The sequence below is a fragment of the Amycolatopsis sp. NPDC104587 genome, from assembly GCF_055583645.1.
Map to the genome: position 1 here is coordinate 558815 of NZ_JBVJNO010000005.1, position 24288 is coordinate 583102.

The window sequence follows — 24288 nt, forward strand, 5'->3', positions numbered from 1 at the left end:
GTCCGTGGACTTTTCTTCATTCGAGACGGTGCTGGAGCTGCGCCGCTACACCCTGCACCCAGGGCGGCGCGACGAGCTGATCGAGCTGTTCGAGCGGGAGTTCGTCGAACCGCAGGAGGAGGCGGGAGCGCACCTGTTCGGGCTGTTCCGGTCGCCGGCGTCCCCGGACCAGTTCGTGTGGCTGCGGGGTTTTTCCTCGCTCGCTGCCCGGAAGTCGGCGCTGGAGGCGTTCTACACCGGCCCGGTGTGGCGTCGTCACCGAGACGCGGCGAACGCGACGATGGTGGACTCGGACGACGTGCTGCTGCTCCGTCCGGTCCGGCGTGGTCTTGCTTCGCCGCCGCCGGGTTCCGGTCTGTGTTTGACGGTCGGTGCTGCGGCTCCGTCGGCGTTCGCGGTGTTCGAGACGGAGCCGTCGCCGAACAACTTCCCGCAGCTGCCGGTGCGGGAGGACGGGCCGTTCACGGTGTCGTTCAGCCGGTCGGGTCCGGGGGAAGCCTTGGAGCCGACGACGCGGTCACTGCTCCGGTGAGAGCAGTTCGGTGAGCCCGTCGGGAAAGAGGAGCTTGCTGCCGTCGCGGAAGTCCTCGGCGTCGACCCACCGAGCGGTGGCGGGGTCGTCGAGGATCTTCATTTCGTCTTTGGCGTAGAAGCCGGGATCGGTGAACTCGGCGTCGTAGAGGAAGGCGATCTCGTGGCCGGGCCTGCCGCGCCAGGTGAAGACGTTCTCGAGGACGCCGAGCCGTCCGTGGACTTCGATCCCGGCGTCGAGCTCCTCTCGGAACTCACGTTTGAGAGCTTCCTCGCCCCGCTCACCGAACTCGATGCCCCCACCGAGCGGCCGGTAGAAGGTCCGGCCGTCATCGTGGCCTTCGAAGACGAGCAAGGCGTCTCCCCGCCGAATGATCCCGAGCGCGATCGGCCGGATGCTGGACCCCATGGGGGCAACGCTATCGGCTCGCCGCTCCCGAAGCACGACCCAAACCAGCCACCCACCCCCCGAGACGGCAAGGCCCCCGACGGCCACCCAGGCCCCACCACCGCCCCCGAACCCCCCGGCAACCGCGACCACGACGATGCCCACAGCAGGCACCACCCAGGGCGAGAAGCCCATCCCCACCTCGTCCCACGTTGTCGACTGCACCTGAATGCTGGCCTAACATGGTCGAATCCTGGAGGGCGGGGTGAGGCCGATGCGCAGACTGCGGCTGACCCTCGGTCTGGTGATGCTCGGCACCAACAGGCCCTACGACGGGTTGCCCGGGTACGGCGAAGACGAGGGCGCCGGTCGCTGCCCGTACCACCCCGTCGTCTACCTCGTGGAGGAAGACGACGGACTCTACTGCGAAGAGTGTGACGACTACATCGACGAAGAAGACCGCCTTCCGTCATGACGGCGCCGTCGATCGCCGATGCCGCCCTGGGGGCCGGAGCGCGGATCGGCCGCTACTTCAGCCTCGTCAGCGTGCTCCCAGCGCTGTTCCTGACCGGCTGGACGGTCGTTCTCATCAGCAGCGGCGCCTGGTCGGGAACGCCGAACCCGACGCAGGTCGGCACGAAGCTCAGCGGTATCACTTTCGGTGGCTACGCCTGGATCCTGCTGGCGACCGTGATCGTCGCGCTCTTCCTTCACCCGCTTCAGCTGGGTATGACGCGGGTGCTCGAGGGGTACTGGGGCAGTTCGCGGCTCGCCACGATCCTGCTCCGCCTGCGCATCACCCATTACCGCAAGAAAAGATCACGGCTGAACCGGCGGCGAACCCGGCTCGACCGCCGACGTCGAAGAGTGCTCGCGAAGGCCATCGCCAACAGGTACCTGGCCGATCTGGGAACGGAACGGGAAAAACCGAACCCGTTCGGGCTTCCCGACGCTGAATTGACGAATGCGCTTCTCAAGCTCATTCCCAGCCCGAAGGCGCACGCGGCGAGCGGTGTCCACGCCGCGCTGGCCCTCGTCCCGCACCAGATGCAGCGCTACCCGGTCACGCACCGCATGATGCCGACCCGGCTGGGCAACGCGCTCCGGTCGGCCGAAGACCGGATCGGCACGCAATACGGTCTGGACGCCATCCGCGCCGCGCCGTACATCGCACTCGTCGCTCCGGACAAACACGTGGAGTCCCTGCACGATGCCCGGCAGCAGATGGACACCTCGATCCGGCTGTGTGTCGTCGCTCTGGTCGCCACGCTGGAGACGGTGGCGGCGATGCTGACCGACCACTGGTGGCTGCTCACCGCGCTGGTGCCGTACGTGTTCGCCTGGATCGCCTACCGCGCGGCGGTCGCCGGCGCGGACGAATACATGGGCACGGTGCGCACCGTCGTCGACCTCAACCGGTTCCGGTTGTACGAAGAACTTCACGTGAAGCACCCCGACAGCAGCGACGAAGAACGCGCGACCAACATCGCGCTGATGAAACTGCTCGGCGGCGCGAAGACTTCCTTCCCTTACGAAAAGCCCGCCGCCGGTACCCCCAGCACCGGCGGCACTGCCCCTACTCCTCCAGGAACTCCCTGATCGACAAAGCCAACGACCCGGCATCCAGCCCATGCGCCAGATCGTGGTCCGCAACATCCCCGTAAGTCCGCACCTCCGCATCCCGCCGCACCCCCAGCGACCGCAGCCGGTGCGGCACGTCCGCCAACGCCTCCGCCGCCCAATGCGCCGACGTCCCCGCCAGATAAGGCTCCACCAGCACCACGGAAGCAGCAGAATCCACGGCCGCACGCAAACCCGCCCCGTCGAACGGCCGGATCGTCGACGCGTACAGCACCGTCACATCAAGACCCGCCGTCGCCCGCAGCACCCGATCAAGCATCGGACCCACCGCCACCACGACCCCACGCGAACCGGACCGCAACCGCGTGAAACCCACTCCCAGGTGCGGCGAAGTGTTCTCCTGCGCCGACAGCCGCAGGTAGACGCGGCCGTCGCCGGGGATGGACTCCAGGAGGAGGCGGCGGGCCTCGTCCGGGTGGCCCGGCACGTGGACCGTCCAGCCCGGCAACGAGTCGATCAGCGCCACATCTCCCGGCGACTGGTGCGTGCGCCCCGCCGTCGGCATGTCGTACGACGCGCCGTACGACACCAGGACGCCGCCGACGTCCTGGTGGGAAAAATCCAGCTTGATCTGCTCGAACCCGCGCTCCACCAGGAACGACGGGAACGTGTGCACAATCGGCCGCAGCCCCGCCAGCGCCAGCCCGGCGCCCGCGCTGACCAGCAGCTGCTCGCGGATCCCGACGTTGATCACCCGGTCCGGGTGCCGCCGCGCGGCGCCGGCCAGCTGCGCGGCGGAGATGTCGGCGAGCACGATCGCGACGTCCGGGTCGGCGTCGAGGATCTGCTCGGTGGTGGCCAGGAAGGTGTCCCGCATCGAAAGCATGTCAGCCCTTCGGTTCGACGACGGCGACCACGGCGAGCGGCCGGCCGGGGTGGGCGGTGGTGAAGGCGTCGTAGAGCGCGTCGTGGTCGCGGCCGGACACCGTGCGGGTCTCCCAGCCCTCGACCTCGAAGCGGCGGGCGATGCCGCCCGGCCAGCCGCGCGTCGAGGACTGGTTGTCGACCACCACGGTGGTCAGGTTCTCCAGCCCGAACCGCGCGGCGACGACGATCGCCTCGTGGTTGGAGCCCTCGTCGAGCTCGGCGTCGCCGACCAGGGTCACGACCTTCGACGTCAGCCCGCGGGCGCGCAGGCCCAGCGCCGAGCCGAGCGCGATCGGCAGCCCGTGGCCGAGTGAGCCGCTGGAGATCTCGACGCCGGGGATCCGCCGCCGGTCGGGGTGGTGGCCGAGCCGCGACACCGGGTCGGACCACGTTTCCAGCTCGGCTTCGTCGATGAAGCCCTTCGCGGTCAGCACGGCGTAGTAAGCCATCGGACCGTGCCCTTTGGACAGCAGGAACCGGTCGCGGTCGGGCTCGCGGAAATTTTCGGGCGTGATGTCGAGCACGCGGTCGTAGAGCACCCACAGGACGTCCACAGTGGACTCGGCGGCGGCGAGGTGCTTGTCGTCGCCGGTCATCAGGGAGATCAGGCGGGGCAGCTCCGCGTGGCCCGGTTCGGTCGCAGTGGTCATGCCTCCGACGATGCAACCTCGACTAAACTCGAAGTCAAGGCTAGCCTGAGCTGGTGACGAGGCTCGCTGAACATCTCAGCATCGGACAGGTGGCGGACCGCAGCGGGGTTCCGCACACGGCACTGCGGTTCTACGAGGAGAAAGGCCTGATCAGCTCGGAGCGTTCGGCGGGCAACCAGCGCCGCTATTCGCGCTCGGTGCTGCGGCGGATCGCGTTCATCCGCGCCGCGCAACGGGTCGGGCTCTCCCTGGAGGACATCAGCTCCGCGCTGGCGACGCTACCCGCCGACCACGCCCCGACGAAAGCCGACTGGGCGCGCCTGTCCCGCGATTGGCAGCACGAACTCGACGCGCGCATCGACGCTCTCCAACGCCTTCGTGACCGGCTCACCGGCTGCGTCGGCTGCGGGTGCCTGTCGCTGCGCAGCTGCTCGCTCTACAACAACGACGACGAGCTGGCGCGCTTCGGCCCGGGGGCCGGCAAACTGCGGCCTGCCGTCGAGGGTGGCATCTAAATCGGTTGCCCCGGGCGGGATCCTGGGGAGGAAATGAACGAGAAAGAAATGATCCGCATCTCGAAGCGGCTGGCGCTGCACCTGCGTCACGATCCCGCCGCGATCGGGCTCACCCTCACCCCGGACGGCTGGGCGCCGGTCGACGCGCTGCTGCGCGCGCTGAGGATCACCCGCGAGCAGCTCGACGAAGTCGTCGAGACGAACAACAAGCGCCGCTTCGCCTTCGACGAGACCGGCACGCTGATCCGCGCGAGCCAGGGCCACAGCGTCGCCGTCGAGCTCGGCCTGCCGGACGCGCCGCCGCCGGACGTGCTCTACCACGGCACGGTGGCGAAGTTCCTCGCCCCGATCCTGCGCGAGGGCCTGCGCCCGATGAAGCGCCACGCGGTCCACCTGTCGGCAACGATCGACACGGCGCGTGTTGTCGCGGCCCGGCGCGGAAAGCCGGTGATCCTGCGGGTGGACGCGGCCGACATGGCCGCCGCGGGCCACGCGTTCCAGGTGAGCGCCAACGGAGTCTGGCTGACGGCCACAGTCCCCCCGACCTACCTCCACCCACTCACCTAACCCGCACCCATCCGGACGACACGTCGTGTCGACCCCACAGTCACGCGTGTCGACCGCCTGATCACGCGTGTCGACCCGCCAGTCACACGAGTTCCGCCCCCAGTCACACGGGTTCCGCCTCCAGTCACGCGAGTTCCGCCCCGAATCACACGAGATCCGGCTCGGGTCACGTGTGTCGTCCGGCCGAGGACGCGTGTCGTCCAGTCAGGTAAGCGTGTCGTCCGCCGGGGTCCGCGGAACCCGCGTGACTGGGCCCGGGACTGGCGTGCTCAGAGACGGAACTCGCGTGATTGGGTGCGGAACTCGCGTGCTTGAGCCCGAAACTCGCGTGATTGGGTGCGGGACACGCGTGATTGGGCGGGCATCTCGCGTGATTGAGCGGGCATCTCGCGTGATCGGAAGGGTATCTCGTGATTGAGCGGGCATCACGCGTGATTGGAGGGGCATCGCGCGTGGCTGGGGTCGAGACGGGCGGGAGGGGCGAAGGGGGGTTAGGGGGTTGAGAGGGGGGTTAGGGTTCGGCGGCGGGGGCGGCCCAGGAGGCGGCGGCCCACGTCGAGCAGTTCCGTGCGGAGCTCTTCGTCGCCGAGACGGGCCAGGTCGGGGGAACCGCCGGCCATCGCGATGCCCGTCAGGGTCACCATCGCGTTGACGCGGGCCGCCGCGTCCGGGTCCGGGCCCGCCAGGATGCCGAGCAGCGCCTGGCCGAACCCCTCCATCCCACCGTGCGCGGACTTCTCGATCGCGCGGATCAGCCCCGGGTCGCTCGAAAACAGCGCCACCAGCGCCCGGTGGCGGATCACCAGGTCGATGAACCCCTCCAGCAGCAGGTCCACCTGCGCACCCCGGCGCTTCTGCGCGGCCGCGCGCAGCACCAGCTCGTCCAGGTCGCGGACACCGGGCTCGGCCACCGCCTCGGTGATCTCCGCCTTCGTCTTGAAGTGGTAGTACACCGCCGCCTTCGTGATCCCCAGCGCGTCGGCGATCATCTGCAGCGACGTGCCCTCGACCCCGTGTTCGGTGAACAGCCGCAGCGCGGTGTGCAGCAGTCGGGTCCGGGTGTCCTCGGCCGGGCCGGCGGTCATTCTTCCTCCTCAGCGAGCGGTCGGAGCGTACGTCACTCCCTGTCGATCGGCAAACCGCTTACTTGCCGATCGGCTGGGATAAACCTTGCTGTTCGGCAAGTCACATACTTGCCGATCGGCTTGGACGTCTCCTTGCCGATCGGCTAGCGTGGGTTGCAACCAGATGGAGTGAACCGACCCCTTTCGGGGGAAACGGAGCTGACGCGTGGCGACCTTCCTGTACCGGCTCGGCCGGTTGTCCTTCCGACGGCGAGCGCTGGTCGCCGCCGTCTGGGCGGCCGTCCTCGTGGCGCTCGGGCTGGGCGCCCTCACGCTTTCGGGCCAGCTGTCGAACTCGGTGACGATCCCCGGCACCGAGTCGCAGCGGGCCATCGACCAGCTGACCGAGAAGTTCCCGCAGGCCAACGCCGGGGGCGCGACCGCGCGCGTCGTGATCGAGGCCCCGGCCGGCACCTCGGTGACCGACACGAAGGGCAAGGCAGCCGTCGAGGCCCTGGTCGGGCAGCTGAAGACCGCGCCCAAGGTCGCCGGCGTCGTCGACCCGTTCCAGGCGCAGTCGATCTCCCCCGACAAGCGCGTCGCGCTCGCCCAGGTCAGCTACGGCGCGAAGGCCTTCGAGCTCACCGACGGTGACCGCGAAGCCCTCCTGAACACCGCCAACGCGGCCCGCGACGCCGGGTTCACCGTCGAGTTCGGCGGTGACGCCGTGCAGGGCGTCCCGGCCACCGGCGCCACCGAAGGCCTCGGGGTCGCGGTCGCCGCCATCGTGCTGATCATCACCTTCGGCTCGCTGATCGCGGCCGGGATCCCGCTGCTCACGGCCCTCGTCGGCGTCGGCATCGGGATGGCGGGCATCCTGCTCGCCTCCGGCGTCACCGAGCTGAACTCGAACACGCCGATCCTGGCGCTGATGATCGGCCTGGCCGTCGGCATCGACTACGCGCTGTTCATCGTCTCGCGCTACCGGCACGAGCTCAGCATCGGCCGCGAACCCGAGGAGGCCGCCGGACGCGCCGCGGGCACCGCCGGCTCGGCCGTCGTCTTCGCCGGGCTCACGGTCATCATCGCGCTGGCCGGGCTCACCATCATCGGCATCCCGTTCCTCGGCCAGATGGGCGTCGCGGCCGCGGTCACCGTCGCGATCGCCGTGCTCATCGCGTTGACGCTGCTGCCCGCGATCCTCGGTTTCGCCGGCGCAAAGGTCGCCGGGAACCGCATCCGGCTGCGCCGCAAGCCGGTCGAACCGACGCACGGCGAGCGTTGGGCGCGGTTCGTCGCGCGCCACCGGATCCCGGTGCTGCTCGTCGCGCTGGCCGGGATGGCCGTGGTCGCGCTGCCCGCGCTCGGCATGCAGCTCGGCCTGCCCAACGACAGCACCGCCGCGCCGGAGTCCACGCAGCACAAGGCGTACGAGATCGCGAGCGGCAGCTTCGGCGAGGGCTCGAACGGGCCGCTGCTGGTCGTCGTCGACGTCGGCTCGAGCACGAACCGCCAGGCCGCGCTCGGCCAGGCCGCGGCCGACATCCAGAAGCTGCCCGACGTCGCCGCCGTCACCCCGCCGAAGGTCAACCAGACCGGTGACACGGCGTTGCTCACGGTGATCCCGAAGAGCGGCCCGAGCAGCACCCAGACCGAGGACCTGGTCGCGGCGATCCGCACCGAGTCGGGCACGCTGGAGAACGCGACGGGCGCGAAGCTGGCCGTCACCGGGCAGACCGCGGCGAACATCGACGTCTCCGCGAAGCTCTCGGACGCGATGCTGCCGTACCTCGCGCTGATCGTCGGGCTGGCGTTCGTGCTGCTGATGCTGGTGTTCCGCTCGGTCGTCGTCCCGCTGAAGGCGACGATCGGGTTCCTCGGCTCGGTCGCGGCGACGTTCGGCGCGGTGGTCGCGGTGTTCCAGTGGGGCTGGCTGACCGACCTGCTCGGTGTCGAGTCGACCGGGCCGATCATGAGCATGCTGCCGATCCTGCTGATCGGTGTCCTCTTCGGACTCGCGATGGACTACCAGGTGTTCCTGGTGACGCGGATGCGCGAGGAGCACGTCCACGGCGCGGAGCCGCAGGAGGCGATGGTCACCGGCTTCCGCCACGGCGCGCGGGTGGTCGTCGCGGCGGCGCTGATCATGATCAGCGTGTTCGCCGGGTTCGTGCTGGCGGAGTCGTCGCTGATCCAGTCGATCGGCTTCGCGCTGGCGTTCGGGGTGCTGGTGGACGCGTTCGTGGTCCGCATGACGCTGGTGCCGGCGGTGATGTCCCTGCTCGGCCGCGGCGCCTGGTGGCTGCCGAAGTGGCTCGACCGCATCCTGCCGGACGTCGACGTCGAGGGCGAGAAGCTCACGAAGCAGCTCGACGCCGCTCCGGACGACGACGAGCGCGAACTGGTGGGCGCGAACCGCTAGCCGAAGAAGGCCCCTCCTCACCCGGAGGGGCCTTCTTCGGTTGCCGGCCGGGGGAATTCCGCGAGGATGACGTAGATGACGGGTCACCGCCTCCTCGATCTCCTTCGCGAGCTCCGGGCCACCGGCGCCGGACCGAGATGGCAGCTCGCCGGACGGACGTGGCGGGCCACCGTGGTCGTCGACCCGCAACGCTGGCTGGGGTTGGAGTTCGAGGCGTGGGACCCGGTGTCCGGCCGGCGCACCACGTACGACATCGACACGGACCTCTACGACATCACGCGGGCCGATCAGCGCGAGTTCGCGGCGGAGATCGAGCGCGACATCGTCGAGTTCCTCGACAACCTGCGGAAGGGGCTCGTGCTGCGGGGAAACGGCGGGCGGAAGTTCGTGCTCGTCTTCCCGCTCGACGGGTCCTTCGTCCGGGTCGTCCAGGGCCGCTTCCTGACCAGCGCGTCGACGCACCCCGATCTCGCCACGGCTCGGGCCGGGGGCGACTACGTCCCGCTGGAGTGACCGGCCGGGGCGGGGACGCCGTCGAGGATGATCACCGGGAACACTCGGTCGGTGTTCTGTTCGTAGGGCGATGTGCCGTCGGAAACCGTGCCGTACAGGCGGTCTCGCTCCTCCCCCGTGGTCACGACGGCCTGCGCCTCGTACGTCCGGTCGCCGAGCTCGACCGTCACCGATGGGTGGGCGCGGAGGTTGTGGAACCAAGCCGGGTGCCGGGGCGCGCCCGCCTTGGACGCGACCGCAAAAAAGCGGCCGTCGTCGACCGCGAAGCCCAGCGGCACCGTCGTGCGACGGCCGGTGCGGGCGCCGGTCGTGGTCAGCAGCAGGATCGGGAACGGTGGTGGCTGAGTCTGGTTGTCCACAGCCGGGCCGGGCTGTGGACAACCAGACTCAGGCAGCGGGTTTTGTCAGCCGCCACCGGTAGACTGGACGTGGGACGCCCCCCGGGGAGGGTGGGGGCTGTTCGAGGCGGCCCGCTAGCTGGCAAACCAGAAGATCGCGCCGCCGATGGCCAGGAGGGCCGCGATGCCCAGGACCACCGCCATGAACTTGGCCGTCTTCCACGCCGAGTAGACCCCGCCCACCAGGAAACCACCCAGGGCCAGCAGCAGGACGCCGACGACTTCCTTGCTCACAGAACGCCCTTCGTGGAAGGAATGCCGCCCGCGCGCGGGTCTGGCTCCGTCGCGGCCCGCAACGCCCGGGCCACCGCCTTGTACTCCGCCTCCGCGATGTGGTGCGGGTCGCGGCCGTGGATCACCCGGACGTGCAGCGCGATCTGGGCGTGGAACGCCAGCGAGTCGAACACGTGCCGCGTCAGGACGAACGGGTAGTTGTTACCGATCGTGAACGTGTTGAACTGCTCCGGCTCCCCCACGTGCACGCAGTACGGCCGCCCGGAGACGTCGATTGCCGCGTGGGCCAGGGTTTCGTCCATCGGGATCCACGCGTCGCCGAAACGGCGGATGCCGCTCTTGTCGCCCAGGGCCTGGCGGATCGCCTGGCCGAGCACGATCGCCGTGTCCTCCACCGTGTGGTGCGCGTCGATGTGGACGTCGCCGGTGGCCTCGACCTTGAGGTCCAGCGAGCCGTGCACGCCGAACGCCGTCAGCATGTGGTCGTAGAACGGCACGCCGGTCGAGATGTCGACCTCGCCCGTGCCGTCGAGGTCCAGCTGCACGAAGATCGAGGACTCCTTGGTGGTCCGTTCGACCTTGCCGATGCGGCTCATCGGGCCACTTCCTTACTCGCCTCGAGAAAGGCGTCGTTCTCTTCCGGGGTGCCGATGCTCACGCGCAGATGTCCGGGAACACCCGGGTCGCGGATCAGCACGCCCTTGTCCAAATAGGATTTCCACGCCGTCGAGGGCGACGCGAACCGTCCGAAGAGGACGAAGTTCGAGTCGCTCGGCACCGGGTCGAACCCCAGGCCCGCCAACGCCTCCACGACGCGGTCGCGTTCGGCGGCCAGCTTGTGCACACTGTCCAAAGTGGCGTCCGCATGCCGCAGCGCCGCCCGCGCCGCGGCCTGCGTCAGCCGCGAGAGGTGGTACGGCAGGCGCACCAGCTGCAGCGCGTCGACGACCGCCGGGGCCGCCGCCAGGTAGCCCAGCCGGCCGCCCGCGAAGGCGAACGCCTTGCTCATCGTGCGCGACACGATCAACGAAGCCGGGTAGTCGGCCAGCAGCTCGACCGCGCTCGGCTGCGACGAAAACTCCGCGTACGCCTCGTCGACGACCACGATCCCGGTGGCCGCGTCCAAGATCGCGCGAAGCTCGGAAAGCGGGATCGAGCCGCCGGTCGGGTTGTTCGGGCTGGTGACGAACACGATGTCCGGACGCCGCTGGGAGATGACCGCCGCCGCCGCGGCCGTGTCCAGCGTGAAGTCGTCACGGCGCGGCGCCGGGACCCACTCGGTACGCGTGCCCGACGCGATGATCGGGTGCATCGAGTACGACGGCTCGAAACCGAGCGCGCTGCGCCCGGGACCGCCGAACGCCTGCAGGATCTGCTGCAGCACCTCGTTGGACCCGTTGGCGGCCCAGACGTTCCGCTCGGTCAGCACCACACGCGTCGACACGCTGAGGTAGTCGGCCAGGTCGTGCCGCAGGGCGAGCGCGTCGCGGTCCGGGTAGCGGTGCAGCTCGGCGGCCTCCGCGCGGACCGCCTCCGCGACGTCCGCCACCAGCGAAGGCGGCGGCGGGTACGGGTTTTCGTTGGTGTTGAGCCGGACCGGGACGTCCAGCTGCGGCGCGCCGTAGGGCGACTTGCCGCGCAGGTCGTCCCGCAGCGGCAGCTCGTCCAGGGTGACCTCTTCGCCGATGGTCATCAGACGGAACCTCCGAAACGCGCCGTCACGGCCTCGCCGTGCGCGGGCAGGTCCTCGGCGTCGGCCAGCGCGACCACGCGGCCGGCGACCTCGCGCAGCGCGTCCTCGCTGTAGTCCACGACGTGGATGCCCTTGAGGAAGCTCTGCACGGACAGGCCCGAGGAGTGGCGGGCGAACCCGCCGGTGGGCAGGACGTGGTTGGAGCCGGCGCAGTAGTCGCCCAGCGACACCGGGGCGTACGCGCCGACGAAGATCGCGCCCGCGTTGCGGACCCGGGCGGCGACCTCGCGCGCGTCCGCCGTCTGGATCTCCAGGTGCTCGGCGGCGTAGGCGTCCACCACCCGCAAGCCGTCGTCCACTGTGGACACCAGGATGACGCCGGACTGCTTGCCGCCCAGCGCTTCGGTGACGCGCTCGGTGTGCTTGGTCGCCGAGACGCGCCCGACCAGCTCCTTGTCGACGGCGTCGGCCAGCTCGACGGACGTCGTCACCAGGACGCTCGCGGCGAGCGGGTCGTGCTCGGCCTGGCTGATCAGGTCGGCGGCGACGTGCACCGGGTCGGCCGTCTCGTCGGCGAGGATGGCGATCTCGGTCGGGCCGGCCTCGGAGTCGATGCCGATCAGGCCGCGCAGCAGCCGCTTCGCCGCGGTCAGGTAGATGTTGCCCGGCCCGGTGACGACGTCGACCGGGGTGAGCTCGGTGCCGTCGGTGTCCGTGCCGCCGTACGCCAGCAGCGCGACGGCCTGCGCGCCGCCGACCGCCCACACCTCGTCGACGCCGAGCAGCTCGGCCGCGGCGAGGATCGTCGGGTGCGGCAGCCCGGCGAACCCGGCCTGCGGCGGCGAGCAGACGACCAGCGAGCCGACCCCGGCGAGCTGCGCCGGGACGACGTTCATCACCACGGTCGAGGGGTACACCGCGAGCCCGCCCGGCGCGTACAGCCCGACACGCTCGACCGGCACCCACTTCTCGGTGACCGTGCCGCCGTCGACGACCGTCGTGGTCACGTCGGTGCGGCGCTGCTCCGCGTGCACCTTGCGCGCGCGGGTGATCGACTCCTCCAGCGCGGCGCGCACGGCCGGGTCGAGCTGCGCGAGGGCCTGCGTGAGCCGCTCCCGCGGCACGCGCACGCTCATCGGGCGGACCTTGTCGAACTTCTCCGTGTACTCGAGGACGGCTTCGACACCGCGGTCACGGACCGCCTCGACCACCGGGCGCACGTGATGCAGCGCCGCGTCCACGTCGTATTCGGCACGCGGCAGCGTGGCGCGCAGTTCGGCGGCGGTCGGGACCTGCCCGCGCAGGTCGGTGCGGTTCAACATGCCCCCAGGGTACGAGGTCACGCCGAGCGGGTTTTCAGCGATACTCCCGGGTGACGGCGGATCCCAGCATGCAGGAGGCAGCGGTGGCGCGAATCGCGTTGTGCCAGGTCAACTCGGGTGACGAACCGGAGGCGAACCTGAAGCTGGTTCGCTCCGGGGTCGAGGCGGCCGCGGCCGAGGGCGCGCGGATCGTCGTCTTCCCCGAAGCGACCATGGCCCGCTTCGGCCGTCCGCTGGAGCCGGTCGCGGAGCCCCTCGACGGGCCGTGGGCGTCCGCGGTCGCCGCGGTGGCCGCCGAGCACGACGTCGTGGTCGTCGCCGGGATGTTCACCCCGGCCGACGCCGGGCGTGTGCACAACACGCTGCTGGTCACCGGCGGCGGGCACCACCGCGGCTACGACAAGATCCACCTCTACGACGCGTTCGGCTTCGCCGAGTCCGACACGGTGGCGCCCGGCTCCTCGGCCGTCACGTTCGAGCTGGACGACGTCGTCTACGGCGTCGCGACCTGCTACGACGTCCGGTTCCCGGAGCTGTTCCGCGCACTGGCCGACGACGGCGCCGACGTCGTGCTGCTCCCGACGTCGTGGGGTGCCGGCGAGGGCAAGCGCGAGCAGTGGGAGGTGCTGGTGCGGGCGCGGGCCCTGGACTCCGGCTGCTGGGTGCTGGGCTGCGGCCAGGCCGACCCGGCGGCGACAGGCGTCACGGTGAACCCGAAGGCGCCGACGGGCATCGGCCACTCGCTGGCCGCGGACGGCTTCGGCCGGGTGCACGCCGCCGCGGGCGCGGCCCCGGAGATGCTGCTGGTGGACGTCGACCAGGCTCTCGCTGCCCGAGCCCGCACCGCGACGGGCGCCCTGGCCAACCGCCGACTTTGAACCGCAAAGCCGCACTTTCACGTGAAAGTGATCCGGAGTGCGCACTCCGGGTCACTTTCACGTGAAAGTGCGGCTCGGGCTAGCGGAGCAGGCCTTCGCGGATCGCGACCCGGACGAAGCCCGCCCGGCGCCGCTCGCCCGTCTTGTCGCGGATGCGGTCCAGGTAGGACCGCACCGTGCGGACGCTGATGTTGAGGATCTCCGCGACGTCGACGTCCCGCTCGCCCGCCGCCACCAGCCGGAGCACCTGCTTCTCCCGCTCCGACAACACGATCTTCGGCCCCGCGTGCCGCTCTTCGCTGTCCTGGATGATCATCCCGGCCAGCGTCGGCGAGACGTACGCGTTGTCGTCGGCGATCGTGCGGATCGCGCGCAGCAGCTCGTCGCCGTCGACGTCCTTCGACAGGAACCCCTTCGCGCCCGCCTGCATCGCGCCGAGGACCTCCGGCTGCTCCGCGTGCGCGGACACCACCAGCACCTTGTGCCCCATGTGCCCCACCTCCAGGACCGCGGCCGCGTCCTGGACCCCGCGGAGCTTGAGGTCGAGCACGACCACGCTGCCCGCCGGCTGGTCCTGGACCGCGAACCGGGCCACCGAGTCGGCGACCGCGCCGAGCTCGATGTCCGGGGCCTCGGTCAGCACGCGGGTGAGCGCGTACCGGTAGAGCGGGTGGTCCTCGATCACGCCGACGCGGATCGACCGCGGCTGGCTCATTTGCGGCCGCCGCGCCGGGGACCCGAGCCGCCGATGAGGCCGCGCCGGATGGCCTCCTTGACCAGGCCCGGACGCCGCCGCTCGCCCGTCTTGTCGCGGATGCGGTCGAGGTAGCCGCGCACCGTGCGGACGCCGATGCCGAGGATCAGCGCGATGTCGACGTCGCGCTCCCCCGCCGCCACCAGCCGCAGCACCTGTTCCTCGCGCGGCGAGAGCTCGACCTCGGCCGACGGCGCCGGCCGGTCGGCGTTGTCCTTCATGATCATCCCGGCGACCACCGCCGAGACGTACGCGCCGCCGCCGGCGACCGTCTTGATCGCGATCAGCAGCTCGTCGGCGTCGACGTCCTTCGACAGGAAACCGCGCGCGCCGGCGGCGATCGCGCCGAGCACGACCTCCGGCTCGGCCTGCGCGGACACCACGAGCACGTGGTGGCCGAGCTCGCAGACCTCCAGCACCGCCGCCGCGCCCGCCACCCCGGGCAGGCCCAGGTCGAGCAGGACCACGCTGCCCGGCGGCTGCCGGTGCACGTGGAACCGGGCGACCGAGTCGACCACCGCGCCGAGCTCGACGAAGTCGGCTTCGGCCAGCACGCGCTCCACCGAAACGCGGTACAGCGGGTGGTCTTCGATGACGGCGACCCGGACGCGCCCCTGGCCCAGGTCGTCTTCGGTCGAACGCTCTTCTGTCATGTGCACGACTTTCACCCCGTTCCACCCGACGGAGCCGGCTGCCCGGCCGTGGCCGGGTCCAGCGCGGGGCCCGTCGGCACCAATGCCAGCAAACTACCTGTGACCGGTGACTTGGCCACGCTTCCGTAGCCGAGCGACGCCAACGCCTGGGCGTTCACCACCGGGTACTTCCGGCCTGAGTCGGTCACCAGGTAAGTGGTGGCCGAGCCGGACTCGACGACGACGGCGCCCCCCGACGGGGGCACGAACACCTCGTCCGCCACCCGTGCTTCGGTTCGCGTCGGGACCTGGATTGCCTTGGCGCCGGCGGGAAGCGGGAATTCGGCCGAAACGAGCAACCGGTTGCCCTGGATGCACAAAACCACCGAGTTCCCGGTGATCGGCGCCTTCCCGGGGATGCGGTCGGGGAAGGCCGCCGGGTCGGCGCCGCCCGCGCGAGGAGCTCCGGCCTTCGGCGCGGCGGCGACGTCGGCGGCGCGCACCTCGACCGGCGCCGGCGGACCCGGGTAAGCGGCGGCGTTGGCTTCGGTCGTCACCAGCAGGCTCGCCTCGGTCTGGCCGACCGGCTCGAGGCCGTCGCGGCGGACGACGTAGTACGAAGCCGCGGCGCCGGGCGCGGCCATGGCGTCCACGACGGCGAGCACCTGGCCGACGCGGGAGTCGTGGCCGCCGATCGACGGGCCGCGGTCGCCGGCGCCGTCGACCGGCAGCGCGGTGAGGTCACGCCCGGCCGGGACGGTGTCGATCCAGCGCGCGGACACCGCGATCGTCGGGTAGCTGTCGAACTGCAACGCCGTCGCGGCTTCGTCGGACAGCTTGTACCGGCGGCCGCCGTCGAGCAGGAACCGGTCGCCCTTCGGCAGCCGGACGATCACGCCCTGGTCCCGCGGCAGCTCGACCCCGGACGCGGGCGCGGCGAGCAGCACGGCGGTGCGCGGCTCGGCCGACGCGGGCGCGTCCTGCGTGGTGCGGCTGCAGCTCGTCCACGGCGTGGTGACCAGCGCGGCCGCCACCGGCACCGAGTCGGGCGCGCCCGGGATGCCGATCTGGGCGCCGCGGCCGGCCTTGCCGAGGTTCTCCGACGAGACGGACACGGTCGCGTCGCCGGCGCCGCCGGCCAGCAGCCGTGCGGAGGCGTAGTTGAGGACCGGGTGCAGCACGCCGTCGGCGCCGAGCACGAACCGCGCGCCGGTGCCCTCCTCGACGATCACCTTGCCGCCTTCCAGCCAGTCCTTGCCGCCGGAGGGGTTCAGCAGGCCGATGATGCCGAAGACGGCGGTGACCAGCAGCGCGGCCACGAGCCCCAGCACGGTGCCGAGCACGAGCCGGCGGCTGGGCGAGACGGGGTGGTTGGCGTCGGCGGCGACGAGCGCCGAAACGAGCCTGCGGCGGAGGAACTGGTACGCCTGGATCTGGTCCCGCTGCGTCCACACGCTGCTTAGCCCCCGGCTGTGTGCGTCGTCCCTGCTCGGCCCTCAGAGGCCTCGATGCTAGGCACCCGGTTGGCCGAAGGGGAGGGTAATTTTTACGCCCACGCGACATCTGGGGAGGCAGTAGCGTCGGAGACCCGGGGAAAGGGGAGCCCGTGTCCGTCCAAACCGCCGGCGCCGTCCGCCCGGCCCCGGCCCGGCCCGCGTCGGCGCCGCTGCCCTGGCTGCTGCCGGTCCGGCCGCTGCAGGCCGCGCTGTGGGAGATCGCCGCGATCGCCGTCCTGCTCGTGTGGACGGTCGGCGCCGCCGGCCAGCCGGTGCGGATCGGCGTGAGCGTCGCCGCCGGGCTGCTGGTGCTGCTGACGTCGGTGCGCTTCGCCGGGCGGCACCCGGCCGGCTGGGCGCTGACCTGGACCGCGTACCGGCTCCGGCGCCACGACACACGCCGCGAGAGCCCGGACCCGCTGATGTGCGTGGCCGGGCCGGTGAAGGTGCGCCAGCACGTCGACCGCGCGGGCAACCGCTTCGGCGTCGCGGAGGTCGATGGCGGCTGGAGCGCGCTGGTGCGCCTGACCCCCGGCACGGGCACGCCGACGGCGCTGGTGGACATCCTGCGCGAGGCGTACCGCCGCACGGACGTCCCGCTGGCGTCGGCCCAGCTGCTGACGTGGGCGATCCCGCGCGGCGAGCAGGTGCTGCGGGTCCGCTGGCTGGCCGTCCGCTACCGCCCGGACCAGGCCCCGATAGCGGCCCTCGCCCGCGGCGGCGGCGACCTGGGCGCGCTGCGGAGCACGGCGTCGGCGGCGTTGAGCTTGATGGGCTCGCTGGCCGAGGCGGGGTACCAGAGCACGGTGCTCGAAGCCGGCGAGCTGGCGCAGGAGCTGCGGGTGGCGCTCGGTGTCCAGGGCGCGGCTTCGGGTGCGCCGGACCGGTGGAAGTCGTGGACGTGGGGAGAAGCGGCGCAGATGTGCTTCACGCCGCGGTCGTCGCGGGTGCTGGACGCGTCGGTGGCGGGGGCCGCTTTCACGGCGACGTCTTACACGCTGACGCGGACTCCGGGCGGGCGGGAAAAGGCCGAAGTGACGATCCGGGTGGGGGGCCGGCCGGGGGCCGCGGTGCCGGTGCCGGGTGCGGCGGTTCCGCTGCACGGGCGGCATGGGGCCGCGGTGCGGAAGACGTTGCCGCTGGCGCTGGACTCCTGACGCACTCTTCCCGTTCGCCGATTCCGCCGCCGTCCGGCGTAACGCACGCGAACCGGGCCACGACTGGGGTGGCATGATTGCCGAGATATTGACGGCGACGGTGCCGACGCTGGTCACGCGCCTCACGGACGAATTCTTCGCCAAACGCCGTAACAGCATCGGCGTCCGCGAGCTGCAGGAAAAAGTCGCCCAGGTCGTGGCGGAAAACACCGCGATGAGCGCCGACCTCGAAGAAATCCGGCACGTCGTCCTGGTGCTGGCCCGCTACCTGGCGCTGACCCGCCAGGACGTCTTCGCACTCGGCCGGGACCACCTCGTGCTGACCGAACAATTCCGCGGCGACCGGGAACGCGTCGTCGCCCCCATCTTCACCGATTTCGGCACCCGCGTCGAACAAAGCGTGGAACGACGCCAGAACTTGGCGATCGCGGCATTCCGGCGCCGAGAGCTCGACGGCCCGCCGAATCCCGGCGAGCCACCGGTGCCGACGGAAAACGGGTCGCGCAAACCGGTGTTCACCGGCGACTTCCTGGACAGTTTCGCCGAAGAAGTCCTCGACATGCGGCTCGGCCGGGGAGGACACCGGTGACGGAGAACGTCTTCCTGTTGCCCCGCTTCTTCCAGCACGTCCGGCTGCACCTGTGGGCCAACTACCTGAACCTGCCGATCCAGGCCCCCATCCTCGGTTTCTTCGGCAGGCCCGGCGACGGCAAGTCGGCCCAGCTGGCGGCGGCACTGGAAAGGTGCCACGTGGAGGTGATGCGGCTGAACGCCTCCGATCTCGAGAGCAGCCTGGCCGGGGAGCCGGGGAAGCTGGTCGCCAGGACCTACTCCGCCGCGTCGCACGCCGTCCGCCAGCAGGTGCCCACCGCGCTGCTCGTCGACGACATCGACACGACGGTCGGCGAGTGGGAACGCAACACGGGCACGGTCAACCACCAGCAGATCCTCGCCGAACTCATGCACATCGCCGACAAGCCGGTCGACCCCGCCCGCAGCCGGCCTCACCGCGTCCCGATCTTCGTCACCGGGAACAACCTCCAGCGGCTCTACCCGCCCCTGCGGCGGCACGGCCGGATGACGGCCATCGACTGGCTGCCGACGCCCGGTGAAGTGCGAGACGTCGTGCGCTGGCTGTTCGGCACCATGGTCGACGAGAGCGCGGTCGAAGAACTCCTCGCCGAATTCCCGGCCGAGCCCCTCGCGTACTTCGCCGAAGTCCGCAACGCGCTGCTCCGGGCACATCTCGTCGGTCACCTGGAACAGGCGCCGGCCGATATGCGGACGATCCTCCGGGAGCGGGTGGCCCGCGGCAACGAGGTGACCGGCACGCCCCGCGTCTTCGGCGGGGGCGCGCTGCTGGACACCGCGCGTTCTGTCCACAAGCTACGGTCGGCCGCGCTACAGGACTTCCTGTACGAGCCGGTGGAGGAGATCGCGTGACCGGCACCTACACCCACACCTGGACCCAGACCCGGCTCGAGTCCATCCAGGACCAGTTCCGCTACCTGCTGATGTACGCGGAGATCGACGACTCCTACATCGACGAGGTCGTCGAGGCGATCGGCGAGAAGGCGATCAAGGCTGTCAAGATCTACGCCTGCGACGCGTCCGAGCTCAAGGTGATCGAAGTCGAGCTCCGGGTGGACTGGGCGGATCACCACCGGCTGACCGTGGAGATCCCGGTCATCATGGGCGACCTGCCCGGCTGGAAGGACAAGGAAGCGCCGGAGATGCGGGTGGCCGGGCGCCGGTTCGCGGACACCGCGAAGGCGCGCGACCTCACCATCGGCTGGTCGATCACCCTGGCCACGCGGATCACGAACGACGAGCGCCGGAGGGAGTACTGGAACCGGCGGCTGAGCATCAGCGGCAGTTCACCGGCGTGGAAGAGCGGCGGATTCGCCGAGCGCGGCGATCAGCTGCTCGACCTCGGCGAATCCCACGTCTACCTGCGCAAGAACCGCGACTGAACCCGGGCGTCAGCCGCGGACGGCCTCGTAAACCCCCGCGATCATCCCCACAAAAGGCACCAGCGACAGCAGCACCAAGAACTCCGAGACGTCCAAAAGCCGCGACCAGTACGGCGAACGCAGCCCGCGCGCCACCCGCGTCGCGTACACCAAACACACCGCCGCGGCCAAAACCACCGCGCAGCCGGCCGCGAAGATCGCCGTGCGCTGGCCCGAAGCCACCAGCCACACTCCCGCGGTCACCAGGCCGACGATCCCGAAACCGATGAGCACCAGCCGTTGCGCTCGGCGCGCGTACGAGCGGGACCGCAGGATCCACGCCACACCCAGCAGCGCCGCCAGGCCCGCTTCCCAAGGCCCACCCGTGGAAAGCACCACCGACGCCGCCAGGACGACCAGGCCCAGGCCCACCAGCAACCCCGTCAGGACGCCCTGCGCGTGCGACGTCCGGCCGAACATCTCCGTGCCGAGGGACGGCTGCTCGTCCGCGCGGAACGCCTCCATGTCGTCCGGGACGCGGGGCAGCGGCAAGCGGGCCAGGCGCAGGGCCAGCATCGGGGCCACCGCCGCCAGCGCCGTGGCCAGCACCGCCACCACCGACGCCGCCGCCGCCGGGCGGACGCCCGACAGGAGCACCACGCCCGTGGTCACCGCGCCGAAGCCCGCCGCGACCGTGATCGCAACGAACCACGGGAGCCGGTCGGCCACCGAGACCGCCGCCAGGACGCCGTACACCGTCACCGCCGCGAGCCCCGCCGCCAGCGGGCCCGCCGACAGCGAGAACAGCGGGTGCGGCGGCAGGATCGACATTCCCGCCAGCAGCGCCACGCCCACCCCGGCCAGCGACCCGGCCGCGCCCGCTTCGGCGTCGCCGTACGCGCGGCTCAGCGCGCCGCCGCCCAGGAGCAGCACCAGCGCCAGCAATCCCGTCCCCACCGGGGCCAGCACACTGCCGGACGCCGCCGACTGCACCAGCAGCCCGCCCGCCAGCAGCAGGACCACCGCCGCCACCAGGCCGGAACGCCGTGCCACCGAAGGACTCCAGCCCCCGGACGAATCGGCGACGCTGGCGATCGAGTCGACGACGTCGTCGAACAGCAGCGGACCCCGCGGGCGTTCCCGCGGGGTCAGGTGGAGGACTTCGCCGTCGCGGATCTGGGCCGCGGCGACGCTCAGGCCGAGCGCCAGTGGCGCGCCGCCGAGGCGGGACAGCACCCAGCCCGGATGCTCGGCCGACGCCTGCCCGGCGGCGCCGGCCAGCCGGACCAGCTGCGGCACCAGCTCGGCGAACGTCGACTGCTGGGGCAGCGCGACGTCGACGCGGGCCCGGGGCGTGACCACCGTGACCCGGCGCGTCGTCCCCGTGAGAGACGCGGTGGTCATCAGACGTTCTTCGCGGCCGAGATCACCGGAGCGAACTTCGCGTTCGAGGCTTCGGCAAGCTTCGAGAGCCCGGCGTTCACCGCCTCCAGCACGATCTCCGAGAGGTTGCGGGCGTCGTACTCGCGGATCGCGCGGGGGTCGATGTCGATGGCGGTGAACCGCCCGTCGCCGCGGAGGGTCACGGTGACCTCGTTCTGCCGCGAGTGCGCCTTGATCTCCATCGCCTCGACCGTGCGCTGGATGCGCTGGACCTCTTCGGTCTGCTTGCGCACCTGCGCCAGCAGTTCGTCCATGTCCGGCACCGCGTACGGATCGGTCATCGCGTCTTCCCTTCGTGCTGGCGGACGTGGACGCTGCCCACGAACCGCTGGAAACCGGGTGAGAGCGCCCGCGCGGTCGCGGGCGCGGCCGTGCAGGCGAGCTCGAGCACCAGCCGCTCTTCCGGCGTCGCGCCGGGGACCGTCAGGTGCACCTGGGTCTGGATCAGCTCGTCGCCTTCGCCGGTGCGCAGGTGCAGCAGCTGCATGACCCCGGGAGCGGCCGGGGCGCCGACGTCACGGCGGCTCAGCACGTCGAGCCCGGCCGTCGTGCGCGAAAGGCGTTCGACGGCTTCGGCGGCGATGGCGTCGATCGAGGCGTCGTCCGGCCGCTGCTGCACGCTCACCGTGATGTTCGGGACGAACTCGCCCGGCGAAGCGTCGTGCACGGCGACAAAAACCGCGCCGGAGTCACCCGGGTCGACGGCCGTCCAGCCGTCCGGGATGACGAAGTCGAGGGGAAGGGTCATCAAAGCCCCACGGAGGAAACGGCGTCGTCCCAAGCGGATCCGACGGCGTTCGCCGCGTCGGAAGCCGCGGTCCCGACGTAGTCGACGGCCGCGCCGCCGTACTCGCCGATGGTGTGGCCGAGCTTCGGCAGGTCGATGTCGATCTTCGCGCCGACCCCCGCGCCGAGACCGAGCGCCGCGCCCGCCTTGAAGTTCACCTTCAGGTGCCCGGCGTCGTAGACGGCCTGGGCGTCGAGCTGCGCGCCCACGCCGTACTGCAGCGTGCCGTTCGCGCCGACGCCGATGCCCGCGACGTCCGCCGCGACCTCGCCTTCGACCTTCCCGCCGACGAAGACGTTCGCGTGCGCGCCGACCCCGTGCGCGCCGACCGTGCCGGACGCGCTCGCCTCGCCGCCGGCGAAGACCGTGCCCTTGGCGTGCGCCGACGAGACACCCCAGTCGCCCTTGAGCTCGGCCTCTTCCTTCACCGCGGCCAGCTCGGTGTGCCCGGACGCGCCGACGTCCCAGCCCTTCGACGTGATCTTGCCGTCGTACTCCGGGGTGAGCCCGTCCTGCTCGTGCTTGAACTTGTAGTAGGTGATCTCGGTGTTGTTGCCCAGCTTGTCCTTGACGCTCTCCGGCTTCGGCTGCCCGAACGGCGTGTCCGCCTTCTTCGGCGCGCGCGTGCCTTCGAGGCCGTCCCAGGTGAGCTTCTTCCAGCCCGAGTTCTTGAACCACGACGGCGCGTCGCGCGGCCGCTTGCGCCCGTCGAGCGGGCTGCCGTTGAGCCAGCCCAGCGGGCCGCCGGTCTTCTTGCCCAGCTTGTGCTCCAGCCGCTGGGTGCCCTCGGGCGGGAACAGCTCGGCGAGCGCCTCGGAGAACTCGTCGACGACCTGGCGAGCGGCCTGCACGCTCTGTTCGCCGAGCTGGCGCGCGGCCTGGATGAACGCGCCGACCGAGCCCGAGTTCACCGCGCGGGCCTGCGCGGTCAGCTGCTGGGCGTACTGGTCGAACTGCGCGAGGACGGAGTCGACCGCGGCCTTCGCGGACTGCACCAGCTGGGACGCCGTCGCGAGCCGCTTCGCCTGGTCGTCGAGCTTCGTGGCGGCGTCGGTGAGCTCCTCGCCGAGCTTTTGGGCCGCTGTCGCGAACGCGGTGTAGGCGTCGCCGTCCCAGTCCGCGTGCAGGGTCTTCGCGGAGTCGCCGATTTCGCGGGCCTTGGCCGAGACCGTCGACGCCTGGGTGCCGACGCGCTGCGAGGCCGCGCTCAGGGCGCCGGGGTCACCGGTCACCCGTCTCTGGCATTCGACGAGCACCTGCCGGTACCCGGACAGCACCGAGCTGACCACCCCGGACGCGTCGACGACCCCCGAGCCCCACACGGGTCAGTTCCCGGCCGCGTCGTAGCCGACGTGCTGGCTGAAGTGCTTCCCGTTGTAGTCCAAGGCGATGTCGAGGTCGAAGTCCTGGCCGCCCGGAGCCTCCACAGTGGACTCACCGGTGGTCAGGTTCGTGTGGATGGTGACCTCGTTCGCGCCGCCGCCGACCGGAGCGGGCTGGGTGACCGGCTGCGTGACCGGCGCCGGCTGGGTCGGCACGGTGGCGCCGTGCTGCGCCGGGTCCACGGCGATCCAGCTGTTCGACGGGTCGAGCGGGGTGCCGTTGGCCGTCACCGGCGTGGTCGCGCCGCCGCTGGAACCGCCGCCGGTGGCGAGCGCGGGCGGGGTGTAGTCGGTGAATGAGGGCTGCTGCGGGATCCCCCCGCCGCTCCCGCCCGCCACCGCCTGCTGCCCGGCCGGGCTTGCCACCGACGGCGGGGCCTGGGGCGCCGTGACCGGGGTGTTCCCGATCGACGGCGTCGTCGCGCCCGCGCTGCCGGAGTCGTGGTGGAACAGCTTCTCGATCGCGCCGATCACCTGCGCCAGCTGGGTGACCTGCTGGGCGAGGTCGACCGCGCCGAGGGCCTTGAGCAGCGCGCCGATCGCGGTGATGAACGCCCGCAGTGACGCGCTCGTCGCGGTCGACAAAGCGACCGCCGCGCCGTAGGTCCACGGGTTCGACATCAGCGACGCGACCGTCGGGTTCACCGCGGCCACGACCGAGCGGTAGGCCTGCTGCGCCGTCTTGATCAGCGTGCCGGACACCCCGAGCAGCTCGGCGCCCTTCTGCACGACGGTGATGATCGTCTCGAGCTGCTTCAAGGAGTCGGAGATCTTCTTCAGCGCCGACTCGCTCGCCGCGCCCGACCAGATCTTGCCGAGCTGGTCGGCGGCCTTGGTGAGCTCGGTGTACATGCTCAGGAACTGCTCGGCCTTCTTCACCAGGTCGAGCACGTGCTGCGCGATCTGCTCCGGCTGGCCGGTGACGATCTGCGGCAGGATGGTGATCGGCCCGCCCGAGGACGCGGTCGCGTCCATCGCGCTGGAGTTCGGGAAAGTCAGCAT

Annotated in this window: 29 protein-coding genes; 12 read left to right on the plus strand and 17 right to left on the minus strand. The window is 71.2% G+C overall.

Annotation, left to right across the window (positions count from 1 at the left end; all coding sequences use genetic code 11):
- Positions 1 to 4 precede the first annotated feature (4 nt).
- Positions 5 to 532, plus strand: a complete 528-nt coding sequence (locus tag ACZ61C_RS18110; RefSeq protein ID WP_465308018.1) for an NIPSNAP family protein — start codon at positions 5 to 7, stop codon at positions 530 to 532.
- Here ACZ61C_RS18110 and ACZ61C_RS18115 read toward each other — a convergent pair.
- On the minus strand, positions 518 to 1084 hold the full coding sequence (locus tag ACZ61C_RS18115) for an NUDIX hydrolase (RefSeq protein WP_465308020.1): 567 nt from the start codon (positions 1082 to 1084) through the stop codon (positions 518 to 520). The two genes, ACZ61C_RS18110 and ACZ61C_RS18115, sit on opposite strands and share 15 nt — an antisense overlap.
- A gap of 109 nt (positions 1085 to 1193) precedes the next feature.
- Between ACZ61C_RS18115 and ACZ61C_RS18120 the strand changes: the two genes are divergently transcribed.
- Positions 1194 to 1394 (plus strand): hypothetical protein, encoded by a 201-nt coding sequence (locus tag ACZ61C_RS18120; protein WP_465308022.1) that lies wholly within the window; start codon positions 1194 to 1196, stop codon positions 1392 to 1394.
- On the plus strand, positions 1391 to 2518 hold the full coding sequence (locus ACZ61C_RS18125; protein WP_465308024.1) for a hypothetical protein: 1128 nt from the start codon (positions 1391 to 1393) through the stop codon (positions 2516 to 2518). The genes ACZ61C_RS18120 and ACZ61C_RS18125 overlap by 4 nt, the downstream gene beginning before the upstream one ends.
- Here the strand turns inward: ACZ61C_RS18125 and ACZ61C_RS18130 are convergent.
- On the minus strand, positions 2496 to 3386 hold the full coding sequence (locus tag ACZ61C_RS18130; RefSeq protein WP_465308026.1) for a transketolase family protein: 891 nt from the start codon (positions 3384 to 3386) through the stop codon (positions 2496 to 2498). The genes ACZ61C_RS18125 and ACZ61C_RS18130 overlap by 23 nt on opposite strands.
- A gap of 1 nt (position 3387) precedes the next feature.
- A complete protein-coding gene (locus ACZ61C_RS18135) occupies positions 3388 to 4077 on the minus strand; it encodes a thiamine pyrophosphate-dependent enzyme (RefSeq protein WP_465308028.1) in 690 nt (229 codons plus the stop codon).
- A gap of 53 nt (positions 4078 to 4130) precedes the next feature.
- Here ACZ61C_RS18135 and soxR point away from each other — a divergent pair, with 53 nt between their 5' ends.
- Both soxR and ACZ61C_RS18145 read left to right on the plus strand, forming a co-directional pair.
- Positions 4131 to 4592, plus strand: coding sequence for a redox-sensitive transcriptional activator SoxR (gene soxR / locus ACZ61C_RS18140; protein ID WP_465308030.1), 462 nt, complete (start codon positions 4131 to 4133; stop codon positions 4590 to 4592).
- Positions 4593 to 4625: 33 nt separating this feature from the next.
- On the plus strand, positions 4626 to 5159 hold the full coding sequence (locus ACZ61C_RS18145; protein WP_465308032.1) for an RNA 2'-phosphotransferase: 534 nt from the start codon (positions 4626 to 4628) through the stop codon (positions 5157 to 5159).
- 491 nt (positions 5160 to 5650) lie between these two features.
- Here ACZ61C_RS18145 and ACZ61C_RS18150 read toward each other — a convergent pair whose 3' ends face one another.
- Positions 5651 to 6244 (minus strand): TetR/AcrR family transcriptional regulator, encoded by a 594-nt coding sequence (locus ACZ61C_RS18150; RefSeq protein ID WP_465308034.1) that lies wholly within the window; start codon positions 6242 to 6244, stop codon positions 5651 to 5653.
- Positions 6245 to 6449: 205 nt separating this feature from the next.
- Between ACZ61C_RS18150 and ACZ61C_RS18155 the strand changes: the two genes are divergently transcribed.
- Both ACZ61C_RS18155 and ACZ61C_RS18160 read left to right on the plus strand, forming a co-directional pair.
- Positions 6450 to 8645 (plus strand): MMPL family transporter, encoded by a 2196-nt coding sequence (locus ACZ61C_RS18155; protein ID WP_465308036.1) that lies wholly within the window; start codon positions 6450 to 6452, stop codon positions 8643 to 8645.
- 75 nt (positions 8646 to 8720) lie between these two features.
- The gene (locus ACZ61C_RS18160; RefSeq protein WP_465308038.1) at positions 8721 to 9158 is read left to right on the plus strand and encodes a hypothetical protein; all 438 of its coding nucleotides are present in this window, start codon (positions 8721 to 8723) and stop codon (positions 9156 to 9158) included.
- On the opposite strand, the gene ACZ61C_RS18165 is transcribed toward ACZ61C_RS18160, so the two are convergent.
- The 5 genes from ACZ61C_RS18165 to hisD all read right to left on the minus strand — a co-directional run bounded on the left by ACZ61C_RS18165 (position 9140) and on the right by hisD (position 12805).
- Complete coding sequence (locus ACZ61C_RS18165; protein WP_465308040.1) at positions 9140 to 9517, minus strand: nitroreductase/quinone reductase family protein; 378 nt, start codon at positions 9515 to 9517, stop codon at positions 9140 to 9142. The genes ACZ61C_RS18160 and ACZ61C_RS18165 overlap by 19 nt on opposite strands.
- Positions 9518 to 9631: 114 nt before the next feature.
- A complete protein-coding gene (locus tag ACZ61C_RS18170; RefSeq protein WP_465308042.1) occupies positions 9632 to 9790 on the minus strand; it encodes a hypothetical protein in 159 nt (52 codons plus the stop codon).
- A complete protein-coding gene (gene hisB, locus ACZ61C_RS18175) occupies positions 9787 to 10386 on the minus strand; it encodes an imidazoleglycerol-phosphate dehydratase HisB (protein ID WP_465308044.1) in 600 nt (199 codons plus the stop codon). The genes ACZ61C_RS18170 and hisB overlap by 4 nt, the downstream gene beginning before the upstream one ends.
- On the minus strand, positions 10383 to 11483 hold the full coding sequence (locus tag ACZ61C_RS18180) for a histidinol-phosphate transaminase (RefSeq protein WP_465308046.1): 1101 nt from the start codon (positions 11481 to 11483) through the stop codon (positions 10383 to 10385). Before ACZ61C_RS18180 ends, hisB begins: the two co-directional genes overlap by 4 nt.
- A complete protein-coding gene (hisD, locus tag ACZ61C_RS18185) occupies positions 11483 to 12805 on the minus strand; it encodes a histidinol dehydrogenase (protein WP_465308048.1) in 1323 nt (440 codons plus the stop codon). Before hisD ends, ACZ61C_RS18180 begins: the two co-directional genes overlap by 1 nt.
- A gap of 83 nt (positions 12806 to 12888) precedes the next feature.
- Between hisD and ACZ61C_RS18190 the strand changes: the two genes are divergently transcribed.
- Positions 12889 to 13683 (plus strand): carbon-nitrogen hydrolase family protein, encoded by a 795-nt coding sequence (locus tag ACZ61C_RS18190; protein ID WP_465308286.1) that lies wholly within the window; start codon positions 12889 to 12891, stop codon positions 13681 to 13683.
- 79 nt (positions 13684 to 13762) lie between these two features.
- Here the strand turns inward: ACZ61C_RS18190 and ACZ61C_RS18195 are convergent, their stop codons facing one another.
- From ACZ61C_RS18195 to eccB, 3 genes are read right to left on the minus strand one after another with little or no spacing between them, the layout of a single operon-like run.
- Positions 13763 to 14398, minus strand: coding sequence for a response regulator (locus ACZ61C_RS18195; protein WP_465308050.1), 636 nt, complete (start codon positions 14396 to 14398; stop codon positions 13763 to 13765).
- Entirely contained in the window at positions 14395 to 15090 is a 696-nt protein-coding gene (locus ACZ61C_RS18200) for a response regulator (protein WP_465308052.1), read from the minus strand. Before ACZ61C_RS18200 ends, ACZ61C_RS18195 begins: the two co-directional genes overlap by 4 nt.
- Before the next feature lie 11 nt (positions 15091 to 15101).
- Positions 15102 to 16523, minus strand: coding sequence for a type VII secretion protein EccB (gene eccB / locus ACZ61C_RS18205; protein WP_465308054.1), 1422 nt, complete (start codon positions 16521 to 16523; stop codon positions 15102 to 15104).
- A 152-nt stretch (positions 16524 to 16675) separates the two neighbouring features.
- Between eccB and ACZ61C_RS18210 the strand changes: the two genes are divergently transcribed.
- The 4 genes from ACZ61C_RS18210 to ACZ61C_RS18225 are packed head-to-tail and all read left to right on the plus strand — an operon-like array spanning position 16676 to position 19695.
- Entirely contained in the window at positions 16676 to 17722 is a 1047-nt protein-coding gene (locus tag ACZ61C_RS18210) for a type VII secretion protein EccE (protein ID WP_465308056.1), read from the plus strand.
- The gene (locus ACZ61C_RS18215; RefSeq protein WP_465308058.1) at positions 17649 to 18311 is read left to right on the plus strand and encodes a hypothetical protein; all 663 of its coding nucleotides are present in this window, start codon (positions 17649 to 17651) and stop codon (positions 18309 to 18311) included. The genes ACZ61C_RS18210 and ACZ61C_RS18215 overlap by 74 nt, the downstream gene beginning before the upstream one ends.
- Positions 18308 to 19165, plus strand: a complete 858-nt coding sequence (locus ACZ61C_RS18220; protein WP_465308060.1) for an AAA family ATPase — start codon at positions 18308 to 18310, stop codon at positions 19163 to 19165. The genes ACZ61C_RS18215 and ACZ61C_RS18220 overlap by 4 nt, the downstream gene beginning before the upstream one ends.
- On the plus strand, positions 19162 to 19695 hold the full coding sequence (locus ACZ61C_RS18225) for a hypothetical protein (RefSeq protein ID WP_465308062.1): 534 nt from the start codon (positions 19162 to 19164) through the stop codon (positions 19693 to 19695). Before ACZ61C_RS18220 ends, ACZ61C_RS18225 begins: the two co-directional genes overlap by 4 nt.
- A 9-nt stretch (positions 19696 to 19704) precedes the next feature.
- On the opposite strand, the gene eccD is transcribed toward ACZ61C_RS18225, so the two are convergent.
- Genes eccD through ACZ61C_RS18250 form a run of 5 tightly spaced genes read right to left on the minus strand, consistent with a single transcriptional unit; the run spans position 19705 to position 24288 of the window.
- Positions 19705 to 21078 carry a type VII secretion integral membrane protein EccD gene (eccD, locus tag ACZ61C_RS18230; protein ID WP_465308064.1) on the minus strand — a complete coding sequence of 458 codons (1374 nt, stop codon included), beginning with the start codon at positions 21076 to 21078 and terminating at the stop codon, positions 19705 to 19707.
- A complete protein-coding gene (locus ACZ61C_RS18235; RefSeq protein WP_465308066.1) occupies positions 21078 to 21398 on the minus strand; it encodes a YbaB/EbfC family nucleoid-associated protein in 321 nt (106 codons plus the stop codon). Before ACZ61C_RS18235 ends, eccD begins: the two co-directional genes overlap by 1 nt.
- Positions 21395 to 21865, minus strand: coding sequence for a hypothetical protein (locus tag ACZ61C_RS18240; protein ID WP_465308068.1), 471 nt, complete (start codon positions 21863 to 21865; stop codon positions 21395 to 21397). Before ACZ61C_RS18240 ends, ACZ61C_RS18235 begins: the two co-directional genes overlap by 4 nt.
- Positions 21865 to 23226, minus strand: a complete 1362-nt coding sequence (locus ACZ61C_RS18245; protein ID WP_465308070.1) for a WXG100 family type VII secretion target — start codon at positions 23224 to 23226, stop codon at positions 21865 to 21867. Before ACZ61C_RS18245 ends, ACZ61C_RS18240 begins: the two co-directional genes overlap by 1 nt.
- A gap of 3 nt (positions 23227 to 23229) precedes the next feature.
- On the minus strand, positions 23230 to 24288 hold the full coding sequence (locus ACZ61C_RS18250; RefSeq protein WP_465308072.1) for a WXG100 family type VII secretion target: 1059 nt from the start codon (positions 24286 to 24288) through the stop codon (positions 23230 to 23232).